The organism is Rufibacter hautae (assembly GCF_008271695.1).
Lineage (GTDB): Bacteria > Bacteroidota > Bacteroidia > Cytophagales > Hymenobacteraceae > Nibribacter > Nibribacter hautae.
Genome location: NZ_VKKY01000001.1, coordinates 893,399 through 906,820, shown reverse-complemented (window position 1 = coordinate 906,820; position 13,422 = coordinate 893,399). Strand labels below are relative to the sequence as shown.

Annotated in this window: 8 protein-coding genes; 1 reads left to right on the top strand and 7 read right to left on the bottom strand. The window is 48.7% G+C overall.

Going from position 1 to position 13,422, the window contains the following annotated elements:
• Positions 1-367: 367 nt before the first annotated feature.
• From clpB to FOA19_RS03515, 5 genes are all read right to left on the bottom strand, one after another.
• Positions 368-2,986 carry an ATP-dependent chaperone ClpB gene (gene clpB / locus FOA19_RS03535; RefSeq protein WP_149089402.1) on the bottom strand — a complete coding sequence of 873 codons (2,619 nt, stop codon included), beginning with the start codon at positions 2,984-2,986 and terminating at the stop codon, positions 368-370.
• A gap of 602 nt (positions 2,987-3,588) precedes the next feature.
• Positions 3,589-4,137 (bottom strand): hypothetical protein, encoded by a 549-nt coding sequence (locus FOA19_RS03530; RefSeq protein ID WP_149089401.1) that lies wholly within the window; start codon positions 4,135-4,137, stop codon positions 3,589-3,591.
• A 538-nt stretch (positions 4,138-4,675) separates the two neighbouring features.
• Positions 4,676-5,353, bottom strand: a complete 678-nt coding sequence (gene nfi, locus FOA19_RS03525) for a deoxyribonuclease V (protein ID WP_149089400.1) — start codon at positions 5,351-5,353, stop codon at positions 4,676-4,678.
• A gap of 201 nt (positions 5,354-5,554) precedes the next feature.
• Positions 5,555-6,271, bottom strand: a complete 717-nt coding sequence (locus tag FOA19_RS03520; RefSeq protein WP_149089399.1) for a hypothetical protein — start codon at positions 6,269-6,271, stop codon at positions 5,555-5,557.
• A 171-nt stretch (positions 6,272-6,442) separates the two neighbouring features.
• Entirely contained in the window at positions 6,443-8,221 is a 1,779-nt protein-coding gene (locus tag FOA19_RS03515) for a T9SS type A sorting domain-containing protein (protein ID WP_149089398.1), read from the bottom strand.
• A gap of 814 nt (positions 8,222-9,035) precedes the next feature.
• Between FOA19_RS03515 and FOA19_RS03510 the strand changes: the two genes are divergently transcribed.
• Entirely contained in the window at positions 9,036-11,261 is a 2,226-nt protein-coding gene (locus FOA19_RS03510; RefSeq protein ID WP_149089397.1) for an NADP-dependent isocitrate dehydrogenase, read from the top strand.
• Between the two features lie 154 nt (positions 11,262-11,415).
• Here the strand turns inward: FOA19_RS03510 and FOA19_RS03505 are convergent, their stop codons facing one another.
• Positions 11,416-12,132 carry an SGNH/GDSL hydrolase family protein gene (locus FOA19_RS03505; protein WP_149089396.1) on the bottom strand — a complete coding sequence of 239 codons (717 nt, stop codon included), beginning with the start codon at positions 12,130-12,132 and terminating at the stop codon, positions 11,416-11,418.
• A gap of 821 nt (positions 12,133-12,953) precedes the next feature.
• The gene (locus tag FOA19_RS03500; RefSeq protein WP_149089395.1) at positions 12,954-13,406 is read right to left on the bottom strand and encodes an SRPBCC domain-containing protein; all 453 of its coding nucleotides are present in this window, start codon (positions 13,404-13,406) and stop codon (positions 12,954-12,956) included.
• Positions 13,407-13,422: the final 16 nt, after the last annotated feature.

Sequence of the window (13,422 nt, the reverse complement as noted above, 5' to 3'; positions counted from 1 at the left end):
TCAGGGATGCAAGTTCTGCTGTTGAGGAGTGAGCCGGTGAGGGTGAGTTTCTGTTTAAGGTCTATTATAGAAAATATATGCCGAAAACGTAGCGGCGGTACCCTGTAACGGCGTGGTTCCATGAAACAGAAATGCTTCTTCCTAATCAGGCCTTGTGACAAAGCCAGAATCTCAGTAGCAAGGAGAATTTATGGGGGATTTGAGCCGTGGGTTGCTGCGTAGGTCCACGGCGTTACAGGGTAACGCCGCTACAGATTTGTTTTTAGCCTTATTTTCAGAAAAGAGGTTGAAAACGGCGGCTTTCAATAAAAGAAAAAGGCGCCGGAGAATTGCTCCCCAACGCCTTCAATCAACTTAAAACAACGGATTATCTATCAATAGGCAGATCAATGTCCACGTTCACGAACCGGATGTGGTCACCATCCAGTTCAGCTTCTACTACCGCGTCTTTCCGGATGTCACCGGCCAGGATGGCTTTGGACAGCTCGTTCAGGATGCGGCGTTGCAGCACACGCTTCAACGGACGGGCACCGAACTGCGGATCGTAACCCTCGTGGCCCAGGAAGTCCAGAACCTCTTCGGTGGCTTCCAGACGGATGCCGCTGTCTTCCAGACGTTCCTGGATGTGACGGAACTGGATGTCCACAATCTTCCGGATCTCTCTGGAGCTCAACGGACGGAACATGATCAGCTCATCAATCCGGTTCAGGAACTCAGGTCTGAGGGTCTTCTTCAACACCTCAAACACCTCGTCACGGGTCCGGTCAATGGTTGGTTCCGGGTTCAGTTCGTCCAGTTCCTGGAAGTTTTCCTGAATGATATGCGCCCCAATGTTAGACGTCATGATGATGATGGTGTTCTTGAAGTTGGCAACCCGACCTTTGTTATCAGTCAGTCGACCATCATCCAGCACTTGCAGCAAGATGTTGAACACATCTGGGTGTGCTTTCTCAATCTCGTCCAGCAAAATCACAGAGTAAGGCTTCCGGCGAACGGCTTCGGTCAGCTGACCACCTTCATCGTAACCCACGTATCCCGGAGGCGCTCCCACCAGACGGCTCACCGCGTGGCGCTCCTGGTACTCACTCATGTCAATGCGCACCATGGCGTTCTCGTCGTTGAACAGGAAGTCGGCCAAGGCCTTGGCAAGCTCAGTTTTACCCACCCCGGTAGTACCCAAAAAGATAAACGAACCGATAGGACGTTTAGGGTCTTGCAGACCAGCCCGGCTCCGGCGCACGGCATCCGAAATGGCGGCAATGGCTTCTTCCTGACCGGCCACGCGGCGGCCCAATTCTTCTTCCAGGTGCAACAGTTTCTCGCGATCGCTTTGCAGCATCTTATTTACCGGCACGCCGGTCCACTTGGCTACCACCTCGGCGATGTCTTCAGAGGTAACTTCCTCCTGCAGCATGTGGTCACCGTCTTGCTGTTCCTGCACTTGTTTCTGCAATTCGCGCAACTTGGCTTCGGCTTCCTGGATTTTACCATAGCGCAGCTCGGCTACTCTACCGTAATCACCGGCACGCTCAGCCTGCTCCGCTTCCAGGCGGTATTGCTCAATGGCTTCCTTCTGTTTCTGGATGCCTTCAATGACCTGTTTCTCGCTTTGCCACTTGGCACGCAAGGCGTCACGTACTTCGCTCAGGTCGGCAATCTCCTTGGAAAGCAGGTTCTCTTTCTCTTTGTCGTTCTCGCGGCGGATAGCTTCGCGCTCAATCTCCAACTGCATGATTTTGCGCTGCACCTCATCTAACTCCACAGGTAAAGAGTCAATCTCAATGCGCAGTTTAGACGCGGCCTCATCAATTAAGTCAATGGCTTTGTCTGGCAAGAAACGGTCTGAGATGTAACGGCTGGACAATTCCACGGCGGCAATCACTGCATCGTCTTTGATGCGCACGCCGTGGTGCAGCTCGTATTTCTCTTTGATACCGCGCAGGATGGAAATGGCATCTGGGATGCTCGGTTCATCTACCGTTACAGCCTGGAATCGGCGCTCCATGGCTTTGTCTTTCTCAAAGTACTTCTGGTACTCTTTCAAAGTAGTCGCCCCAATAGCATGCAATTCCCCGCGGGCCAAGGCTGGTTTGAGCAAGTTGGCAGCATCCATGGCGCTGTCGCCCCCGGCACCCGCGCCAATCAAGGTGTGGATCTCGTCAATGAAGAGCACGATCTCGCCTTCAGAGTCTACCACCTCTTTGATCACGGCTTTCAGACGCTCTTCAAATTCCCCTTTGTATTTGGCGCCCGCTACCAGCAGACCCATGTCCAGGCTCATGATGGTTTTGGATTTCAGGTTCTCCGGCACGTCACCAGACACGATGCGCTGGGCTAGACCTTCCACGATGGCGGTTTTACCCACGCCCGGCTCACCCAACAGAATCGGGTTGTTTTTGGTACGACGGCTCAGAATCTGCAGCACGCGTCTGATTTCCTCGTCACGGCCAATTACCGGGTCAATCTTACCCAAGCGGGCTTGCTCGTTCAGGTCTATGGCGTAACGCTTGAGCGAGTTGTATTTGGCCTCGGCGTTTTGGTCGGTTACCTTCGAGTCACCGCGCAGTTCTTTGATGGCGGCTTTCAGGCCCTTCTCGGTGATTCCCGCGTCTTTCATGAGGGTTGCCACCTTGTCACGGCCGGCCAGCATCCCCAACAGCAAGTGTTCAATGGCCACGTACTCATCCCCAAACTCCTTCAAATACGAGTTGGCTTTCTGCAAAGCCGCAGCGGCTTCGTTGGCCAGGTACGGACTGCCGCCACTCACTTTAGGGTAAGCGTTCACGATCTCGTCTAGGCGCGAGTTGAATTGGTTCGCGTTTACGCCCAGTTTCTTCAAATAGAAACCAGTCACGTTCTCGTCAGTCTGTAGGATACCCTTCAGCAAGTGCCCCGTTTCGATGGCCTGCTGCTGGTTGCCGCCGGCAATCTCGGTTGCCTTCTGCACGGCCTCCTGCGATTTGATGGTATAGTTGTTAAAGTTCATAGCTCTATATCTTCTTTCCGTAGTTTCTAAGTTTGTTACGGCTCTAAGAGCAAATGAGGTGCCTAGCCGTTTCTGGACCATATTTCGGAAAATATGACAGAAACAGCAATGGCTTTATTTAACATAATCAGACAAAATGACTGTGGGTGAGACAGGTGGTTGGCATAAATGCCTGAAGGAGCTGCGCGCACTACTAGGTCTTTTGAGTAAGCGGTACTGCGGAGGCATATGGAGTTGAACCCACCCCTGCCCCTCCGAGGAGGGGAATTAGCAGCTACTGTAAGCATTGAGTAAATTCTAAATTATTCCCAAAGCTTGTAATCAGGTTCCGAAAGGCTGCGGTTTTCAAAACAATGGAGCAGATGTTCCTTCATCAAGCAGGATACCTTTTGCGTTTCGTCTCTCTTTTTAGCAAAACAACCCCAAACCGGAATAGCCCAAATTCCCCTCCTGGGAGGGGTAGTGGTGGGTTCAACTGCGTACTTGACTCTATATCTCTCAATCCCTTAAAAACACCTCCCCAATAAGGGCTCAGCACTCAAGACTCAGAACTAATTAGTTGACCTTGTAGTGTGCGAAGCTCCTACGAGTGTCTATGTCATCTACCGCAGCTTCTGCAGCATCTCGTAAAGCAGGCGGTAGATTTCGCGCAGTTCAGATACGTCCAGGATGGCTTCGTCTTTGGAGAAGGTGAGCACTGTCTCGGGGCCGGTCTCGTCGGCGTCCTCGTCTAGTTTGAGGGTGCAGTTCTTGTGCTTCAGCAGCATGTCATGGATGGCAGGGTCAGAGAGCAGGGTCTTGAGGGTGTCTGGCTGGTTGGTTTTGATGATGAAGGCATCGTCAATGTCTGGGTAACCCAGCTCAATGTCTTCCATCCCGAAGAACTTGCCTACTTCGTCCATCCAGCCTTGCTCGTGTAAGGCAAACCGCAGGGAAACGTGCGCCGGCACGGGGGCCATAAACGTGGTAGACGAGATGCCGCTCTCAAAGCCGCCGCCCAGGTCAAGGTCGGTGTCAAAGTAAATCTGGGTGCCGTGCTGCTGCAGGAGTGCAGAATAGGATAACAATTCTTTTTGGTTGGCCATGTCATAGGCTACCAGGTGCCAAAGTTCTTCTTCAGAGGCGGCAGAAAAGGATTTGATTGTTTCCATAGAGTTTTAGGTTGGTTGACGCTGCCTGTAAAAGCCCACGTTTTCACCCTAAGGACGTAAGCGGAAGGATTTGGGTTGGCCAGGATGAACGGCGGGGCAAAAGGGCAACCCTTGAAGTAAGCCAATAATTGCCGCAGATGCAAATGGAGGTGTGCTGTTTCCCAAGGCGTTAGGCTAGATGATTAGGTAAACGCCAGCCTTACACTTCGGTGATTCTGCCTGGTGCCGGATGACTTGGAGAGGCTTTGGGCCCATAAGGAAAAGAGCCTTTCTCTACGAGAGAAAGGCTCTTCGGGGATCCAAAAAACAACGACTATAGTTGAGCATGCCCCTAAACTTTGATTCAAAGCTCTGTGGGCAAATGCAGGCTACCTCTATCTGAAGACCGGCGGAAGATTTTCCTTAGGCTGGTTAATGGCATATACTGGCATGGTTGGCCCGGGTTTGGGATTTTGGGGCAGAAAACGCAAATGCAGTACTTTCGCTTTCAAGTTGCCGTATTTACCGCTAGTGCCTCCGTATTCCTCAGTTGTCGGGTTTAAACCACTTCTTTCTTGTAGATCTCGGCGTAGTAATCGGCTAGCCGGGTAGGTTCGGGCAGCTTGTGCTTGACGGCGGTCTGCAGGGCGATGGCGGTGGCGGTTTCCAGGTCCATCAGATGCCCCGGTGACACAAACACCGGCTTCACTTTGTCTTTGGTCCGGATCACGTTCCCGATATGTTCTCCCCGATGGGTCAGCGGTGTGATGCTTCCTTTGGCCATGGCTGGTTCTTCGTGGCGGCCGGTCAATACTTTCTTGGCCACGCCCATGGTGGGTTTGTTCAGCAGCACGCCCAGTTGGCTGGCGATGCCCAGGCGGCGCGGGTGCGCGATGCCGTGCCCGTCTACCATGATCAGGTCGGGGGTGTGCTGCAGTTTTCCGTAGGCTTTCACCAGATTGGGTGCCTCCCTGAACGCCAGAAAACCCGGGATGTACGGCAACTCCACCGGGCCATAGTGCCACACGCTTTCCACCAGTTTCAGGTCAGGGTACGTCAACACCACGAACACCGACAGGATATTCTCCCCGATGAAAGAGGAGTCACAGCCGGCCAGCAACTTCAGGTCGAAGTCAGGTTTCTGCAGCACCACTTGCTGCCGCAGAACTTCCTGCTGCTCGGTTAAGGTCTTTACAAGCTGGGGATCTGGGGGAGGAAGGTGCGAGGGCCAGGCCATAGGAGAGTTTTGAGTCTTGAGTTATGAGTCTTGAGTTTGGCGCAAAGGTGTTTTGAGGTTGATTTAAGAAAATTGAGCCCAAAACAGATTTGCTTTTTCTCTTACGGCGGTTAGGTTAGCAAGATGCTTCTGGTTGCTTCGAGCTTGCCTGCAAACCAACTCGCTGTCGTGATGCTAGCTACCTTACGCTTGGTACCAAAATCAAGCGCTGCACGGTACTGAGAGGTCTATGAACAGCACGCGCCATTGGCCATTGATCTGCCCGAAATGAAACCTAAAGCCGCTATTGGTGTGCAGCACCGTTTTGCTTACCAATAACTGGGTCTGGAGAACTTTCTGCTCCTCTTTAGGTGAGAGGCCGGCGTATTTGTATGCCTCGCTCTTTCTGAAGGCTGTTGCCTCCGCCACAAAACAGCCCTGTCGAGTGAAGTTGTTGTCCTCGCCCTGGCAGGTAATGGTGGGCAGGATCTTCACTTCCTCCGGGCTGCACTCTGTGAACGTGTCTCTGATGGAGAAGAACGTTTGCCCATCGGCACCTGCCAGCTGGAATTCTTTGATATCCGTGACATGGGTGAAATGCGGAACCGCGCCTGGGGTTTCAATGAGGTAAAGTCCTAGGTCCGGATCTATCCATTGGTTGAATTCACCGGCATCCTGTTGGGTGATGGTTTGCCTGAAGTTTTCAAAAAACGGCTCGAAATCAGAAGAGGTACCAAGGGTTGGTTTTTTCACCACCTCGTCCTGTACCACGTTGAGGGTGTCTTTGGTCAGAACATCGGCTTGTTGGCTTTGTTCTTCCGATTGGATATTGGATGCTTGGGCTTCTTCCCTTGTGGTGATGTTTTCCCCGCGCTCATTGGGTCCGCAGCTAAGCAGGAGAAGTGCCGCAAGGGGTAAGGCATGTTTCAATAGCTTCATGCGCCTTATACGTAAGTAGTCGCCCTGCGAAGTGCATTGCCGTAATGCGAGAGGTTGGGAGGTGAAAACAGGAGAGAGGTGCCCTCCTAAATGAATCAGGGCACCTTGCTCCCTAAGAGAAAAGTGCCCTGATGGTTCTGTCTACCGGTTCATTCACCGGTGCTTCTTCGTTTATTGCTTAAAGAACTTACTCATGGACTGGTCTGACTTCACCAGATAAAGGCCCGCGGCCAATTCCCGTACCGATACCTGAACCGATGTCTCGTTTCTGGGCAGAACTACTGTTTTTACCAGTTTGCCCGCTGCGCTTAGAATGTAGAAGGTCTTGTCGTTCTGAAGAGCGGCCCCAAGCTTGATGGTGAGCGCATCTGGGGTTGGGTTGGGGTAGGTAGCCAGGGTAGAGGCCTGCGTACCCGCCTTAACAGCCAAATAGACGGTTTTGGACCGCTCAAACTTGCCGTCATAGTCCACTTGGGTTAAGCGGTAATAGTTGACACCTTGTTTAGGTGACCGATCTGTAAAGGAGTACTTCAGAAGGACATTGCTGTTTCCGGCGCCTTTCACTTCGCCAATGGCCTCGAAGGTCTTGCCGTCAAGGCTGCGTTCTACCACAAAGCGGTCATTGTCTTTTTCGTTCGCGGTAATCCAATCCAGTTTAGCTCCTTCGGCTACTTTCTTAACCCCAAAGGCAGTTAAAGAAATAGGAAGCGGATCTGGCCCGTTGCTGCCTCCGCCAATGGTGCTGGGCGTGGAAAAGTCAACCGGCGGAGCGGGCATGTTTACATTGCGCCAGGTGAGGTCAGAAATCGCGAAACCTTGTTGTCCTTTTCCGTTCTGGGGAGGGATGCCGTTGTAAAAGGTGAATTCAACTCTGTCCACCGGCTCCAGGAAGGTGATGGTGACATCTCCTTCTTCAGAAGATCCGTCAATGCTGGCTCCTCCGGTGTCAAACGTTTTGCTTCTAAAGAATACTGCGTTTCCATCCTGAATTCTTTCATTGGTAGCCGTGGTCTTTGAATGCTTTTTCTGGGGCAAGATAGGGGTAGTGCTTCCGGTGCGGTAGGCAACAACCTTTAAGATATCAAGGAACTGGTTTTTGTTCATGTCAATATCAAAAAGCGAAAAGGTTAGCCCCTGCACAGCGGTATTTTTGAAATGGAGCGTATTCAGGGAGTAGTTGTTTGAAGCAACGCCTCCGGCATATTGCTGAGAGATAGAATAAGCGTGTATGTTCTGGTAATCTGGGGTAACCTGCTGGGTGTACATATTGGCCGTGCCTACTTCCTGCTTGTTCCATTGCATGTGAACCCCGTCTGCCTCATAGAAATTATTGCTGCCATACCGTGCCGCATTATAGGGGACTTCGCCGCCTGTTTTAGTATCCCAGCTGAACTTTGACATGGCTGCTGGAAGACCAGGCCCTCCGTAAGGTATTCCGGTAATGGTGATATCATCCATGGCGTAAGCGGTGGAAGCATTAGTCACCACAAAGGTCCAGCGCAATTTCACACTGCCTTTGTTAAAGCAGGTAGGTAAGGAGATGCCCAACTCTGCGTTCACTTTTGACCATTCGGTGCCCACGTCAAACCATTTATCAACGGTTACCCAGATGCCTCCATTGTAGCTGTACTCCAGCATTATGGCATTTTCTCCGTCTTTTTTTCCGCCCCAGCTTACGTCAATGTCTTCAAATCCGCCGGTAGTAAACGTTCCCAGTTCTAGTACATAGGTGCCCGGGGCAGTGCCTGTTTTGAGGTGTGCCCCTTTAGAAGCTTTGGTGTAAGAGGCCGTACTGTTTGTTGTGGTGCCGGTTTGCCAGTTGTGGGTGATGCTGTTAATGGTACCTATAAAATTTTCATGGTAAAGGGTGGTTCTAGGAGCTTGTCCATACACCTCAGCCTGTAGCAAAGTCACTACGCCTACAAGGATCACTAGTAATAATGATTTCATAAAATAAATATTAAATTATTGTTATATGTAAAACAGGGGGTATAATCTAAATTGTAATTTATGTTAAATTATATCTTTAGTTTATTATATAAACTATTTTTAAATGTGGTGTAAATTATATTTTGTTTAACTATTTCACAATAGGTAAGTCCTTTGGAAGGTCCTGTGGGCCGATGTGGAGAAAAGGGGCTAGTAAAAATAGTTCTACTGATTTTTTGCGGGGAAAGCTCTAAATTGTATGTTGTTTCAGAATAGTTATAAAAAAAATAAAATAAATTATTTTTAAAAATTATTTGCTAAAAATTGATACTACCCTAATAAGGTCTTTGAGGTTAATCCTAACCAGATACAGCGGAAAGCTCTTTGAATGCTTTTAGTCAGAGAGAGGTCACTTAAGCAGGTGCTGTATAAGATAGATTCAAAACACGCTTTCAAATTGGCCAAAAAGCCTGCAGTTTGGATTTTTTGCAGGGTAAGTGTGTTGAGGATGAGAAAGTTACGGTTTGGTCTTGCCGCGGAGATGAAAGGTGTTGTCCTGCCAGGTTGGTACCAATACCCAAATGGCTAAGAAGCAGAGGGCGTGTAAGTAACTGGCTTCTTCATGCGCGGGTGAAGAGTTGAGGTATTTTTCCTAATCCTGATGTGTTTTTGTGCGTAAGGGAATAGGTTGTGTCTGCACGGTTCTGCCAGGTAGGCTATATGAAAAAGTCGCTTATATTTGCTAGGTAAACCCCGCCTTTACCGGTAGGGCATAGGTCTGAAATCGCTTGGGGTTATGAAGCCCCGGGCGGGAGTATTTAATTTAAAGAGCAACATGACAAAAACCGCGAAGATCATTTATACCATTACAGATGAGGCGCCGGCCCTGGCCACGCAATCATTCCTGCCCATTGTAAAAGCTTTTACCAAAGCAGCAGGTATTGAGGTAGAAACCAGAGACATCTCGTTGGCAGGTCGTATTCTGGCTACGTTCCCAGAGAACCTTACCGCGGAGCAGAAGCAAAGCGATGACTTAGCCGAGCTGGGCGAGTTAGCCAAGACCCCCGAGGCGAACATCATCAAATTACCCAACATCAGTGCCTCTATTCCGCAGTTGACAGCGGCTATCAAAGAATTGCAGGCGCAAGGCTATAGCATACCAGACTATCCGGCCGACGCGAAAACAGACGCTGAAAAAGAAATCAAAGCCCGTTACGGCAAAGTATTAGGTAGCGCCGTGAACCCGGTGTTGCGTGAGGGGAACTCTGACCGTCGCGTAGCCGATGCGGTAAAACAATACGCCAGAAAGAACCCGCACTCCATGGGTGCTTGGAGTCCAGACACCACCTCGCACGTAGCGCACATGAGCGAGGGTGATTTCTACGGCAGTGAGCAGTCTGCAGTAGTAGAGCAGCCCACCGAAGTGAGAATTGAGTTTGTAGCCGCTGACGGTACTACAACCGTTCTGAAAGATAAACTGGCTCTGAAGGCTGGTGAGGTGATTGATGCTTCCCGCATGAGCAAGAAAGCCCTGCGCGCGTTCTATGAAAAAGAGATCGCTGATGCTAAAGCATCCGGCACGCTGCTTTCCCTGCACCTGAAAGCCACCATGATGAAGGTCTCTGACCCTATTATGTTTGGGCACGCGGTGACGGTGTTCTTCAAAGAGGTGTTTGAGAAGCACGCAGAACTGTTCAAGTCCATCGGGGTAGATGCAAACAACGGCTTGGGCGATGTGTACAGTAAAATCCAGGGGTTGCCGGAAGAGCAGAGAGCAGCTGTAGAAGCGGATCTGCAAGCCGCTTACCAGAACGGACCGGCCATTGCCATGGTAGACTCAGACAAAGGCATCACCAACCTGCACTTCCCGAATGATGTGATCATTGACGCGTCTATGCCGGCAGCTATCCGCTCTTCGGGCAAGATGTGGGGACCAGATGGCAAACTGCACGAAACCAAATACATGATCCCAGACCGCAACTATGCGGGCATTTACCAGGAGGTCATTGATTTCTGCAAAGCCAATGGTGCCTTTGATCCGAAGACCATGGGCACGGTGCCGAACATCGGGTTGATGGCCCAGAAAGCCGAGGAGTACGGTTCCCACGACAAAACCTTTCAAATCACGACCACCGGAACCGTGCGCGTGGTGGATGCCGCAGGCAATTCCCTCATGGAGCACCAGGTAGAGGAAGGCGATATCTGGAGAATGTGCCAGACCAAGGACCTGCCTATCCAAGACTGGGTGAAACTGGCTGTGACCAGAGCGCGCATCACCAACACGCCAGCTATCTTCTGGTTAGATAAGCAACGCGCACATGACGCCAACCTAATCAAAAAGGTAGAGCGTTACCTGCAAGACCATGACACCAACGGACTGGACATTCAGATCATGTCGCCGGTAGAGGCCATTCGGTATACCTGTGAGCGCGCCAAAGCAGGTCAGGACACCATCTCTGTGACCGGTAACGTACTGCGTGACTACCTCACCGACTTGTTCCCGATCATCGAGCTGGGTACCAGCGCCAAGATGCTTTCTATTGTTCCTCTGCTGGACGGCGGTGGACTGTTTGAAACCGGAGCCGGTGGATCTGCCCCTAAGCACGTGCAGCAGTTCATGGAAGAAAACTACCTGCGTTGGGATTCTCTGGGTGAGTTCCTGGCCCTGGCGGTTTCCTTGGAGGATTTGGCCTACAAGACCAATAACGAGAAGGCCCAGGTACTAGCCGAGGCCCTGAACCAAGCCAACGCTGAGTTCCTGGAGAAAGACAAGTCGCCATCGCGCAAAGTAGGGGGCATTGACAACCGCGGCAGCCACTTCTACCTGGCGCTCTACTGGGCCCAGGCCTTGGCGGAGCAAACCAAGAACGAAGAGCTGAAAGCCCGTTTCTCTGACCTGGCCCAAGCCCTCACCCAGAACGAAGCCAAGATTGTAGAAGAGCAGATCGCAGCCCAGGGCAAGCCGGTTGACTTGGGTGGTTACTTCCATCCAGACTTTACCAAAGCGGCTGAAGCCATGCGCCCAAGCACTACCTTGAACTCTTTGATTGATCAATTCTAATAGCAACTGGTTACAAAACGAAAACGCCGTCTGAGGGAATCTCAGGCGGCGTTTTCGTTTTGCAATGCTAGCCTTCTCGTGTGAGAATATTGACTATAATTTGTGGTCTTACTGTCCTCAGATTTTAATTGAGCTAATCTCAAACTTTACCCACCTACGGAAAAGCAAGAAACGAAACCTGTAGCTCGCCTAGCTTTTTGTATCCTAAGGCATTCATATGGATGGCGTCGGTATAGTATAGATGTTTGTTGTAAACATTATAGCCGCCCCATGTAAACTGATCGAGTACGGGAATGCCGTGAAGGGAGCAAATCTGTTTTTGTAATTCAACATATCTGTTCATCCCCTGGGCGAAAAGCGGATCGTAGCCCCCTTGGTCGTTGAAGGCTTTGCTGGAGGTGAAAAAGTATATGGTGGCATGAGGGTTTTTCTCATAAATCTTTTTTATGCAATAGTTGATTCCTCCTGCCTGGGTGGTTAGTTTCTTCTTGTCGTAGCCATCTAATTCTGTGTAATCTGTGTAAGATCCAACGGCTCTTTTATTGGTATAGTCATTTGTTGAAGCCCAAAGAATATAGATATCAAACACGCCGGCTTCATCAACCTGTTTTTGAATTGATTTCCCCTGTAAGGAAGAAAAACCTGCGCCAGGCACTCCGTAATTAGTAATAGTCAGTCCTAAAGATTTTTTCCACATGGTTTTGGCACTGTCACTTTCAGGAATTACAGAAACAGAGCCACCAAAAACAGCTACAGATTTGCCGTAATTCAAAGATTGTGCAAAGGGTAAACTCTCGGTTTTATTTTGTGAGAAAACATTGGTAGAAATTAGAAAGAATAGAATAATTAAATAATGTAAGCTGCTTCTCATGGTAATGAATTTGATGGTTTTATTTAGCTGAGTGTTTTTAAGTGATTTTTGGTTTAGCTGAAACCCTTATTTCGTCCTTTTAGAATCTTAGATTACGGATAAGTCTGGTCTCTTTTTATAAGTTAATGTTTAATGAATGTACTGGCTAAACAACGGGCAAGGCCATTGGCCGAAGAAGGACGTTTGTACGGTGTTGTATAGTGTTGTTTTTCTATACTTCCGTTTCTCATTTTACTTAGGTACACAAAGTCGTTAAATCACTTGCTTAAAAGAATAGCTTACAGTATGGCATTCTTCGGAATTTGATTTACGCTTGCGTATTGTAAGGAAGTAAATTCTTTTGCTTTGGTTTAAGAAGAGTGCGAAATATTCTTCGTTTGCCTTGTTGTAAAGGAGAATATCCCTTTTGGCGTCATCATATTTAAAATTGGTAAACATTTCTTCTGGAGATTCTACGCTCCCATTAGACCGAAACTTTATTAAGTGCTTATTTGAGATTTTGTTTGAGCTAATTCCTACATCAAAGCAAGAGGAATCAATTCTAATCAAAGTCCATGGATGCTTACTTAATATGTCTGTCACATAGGCTTTATTAAGCTTGCTATTCCTAAACTTATTGTTTCCAAGTAGATTCTCATCCTGGCCAAACGTCAAATTCGATGTTAGTAGGAAGGAAAGAGATAAATATATTAGCTTGTAATACATAAAGTAGTTTAGGAATTAGAAGGTTTCAATACCATACACCGATTAGTATAAACAACGAGCAAGGCCATCGGCAGAAGGCTGACGTTTATACGGTGTTAGCGGTTGGTATTTTTATTTTACGTATATAATCTTTCTAAAAGGATATTAAGTTTATCGAAATTCTCTTCATTTTTATCAATTGCAAAAGGCTTAATTTTATTGCACGCTTCAACTGAATCAAAGATCATTCGAAAAGTAATTTTTGTACTTCCTTTTTCAATTTCCTCAAAAGTTGCACAAACTTGGAATAGTGGTTGAGTGAGTCGCTTCCAGTATATTAAATTAGGTTCTTCTATTTTTAAGAATTCACATTCATTTTTGTAGTTGCCTCTTTCTGGTTCATGCATAACAAACTTCCATTGGCCGCCCGGTCTGAAATCAAATAATTCAAAGGTATTCCAAAAGCCTTTTGGCCCCCACCAATCTTTTAATTGTTCTGGGTTTGACCATGCTTTGTAAACTTTTCCTTTGGAAAATTCTAACACTCTTATAGTCACTATTTCTTGATCAGAGTTTATAATTGGAATCATTTGTTTTATTTTGATT

Excerpts from the sequence above, each read along its gene's own strand:
- FOA19_RS03515 (WP_149089398.1), bottom strand. The coding sequence starts at position 8,221 with ATGAAATCATTATTACTAGTGATCCTTGTAGGCGTAGTGACTTTGCTA.
- nfi (WP_149089400.1), bottom strand. The coding sequence starts at position 5,353 with ATGGCCTGGCCCTCGCACCTTCCTCCCCCAGATCCCCAGCTTGTAAAG.
- FOA19_RS03505 (WP_149089396.1), bottom strand. The coding sequence starts at position 12,132 with ATGAGAAGCAGCTTACATTATTTAATTATTCTATTCTTTCTAATTTCT.
- FOA19_RS03510 (WP_149089397.1), top strand. The coding sequence starts at position 9,036 with ATGACAAAAACCGCGAAGATCATTTATACCATTACAGATGAGGCGCCG.
- FOA19_RS03520 (WP_149089399.1), bottom strand. The coding sequence starts at position 6,271 with ATGAAGCTATTGAAACATGCCTTACCCCTTGCGGCACTTCTCCTGCTT.
- FOA19_RS03530 (WP_149089401.1), bottom strand. The coding sequence starts at position 4,137 with ATGGAAACAATCAAATCCTTTTCTGCCGCCTCTGAAGAAGAACTTTGG.
- clpB (WP_149089402.1), bottom strand. The coding sequence starts at position 2,986 with ATGAACTTTAACAACTATACCATCAAATCGCAGGAGGCCGTGCAGAAG.
- FOA19_RS03500 (WP_149089395.1), bottom strand. The coding sequence starts at position 13,406 with ATGATTCCAATTATAAACTCTGATCAAGAAATAGTGACTATAAGAGTG.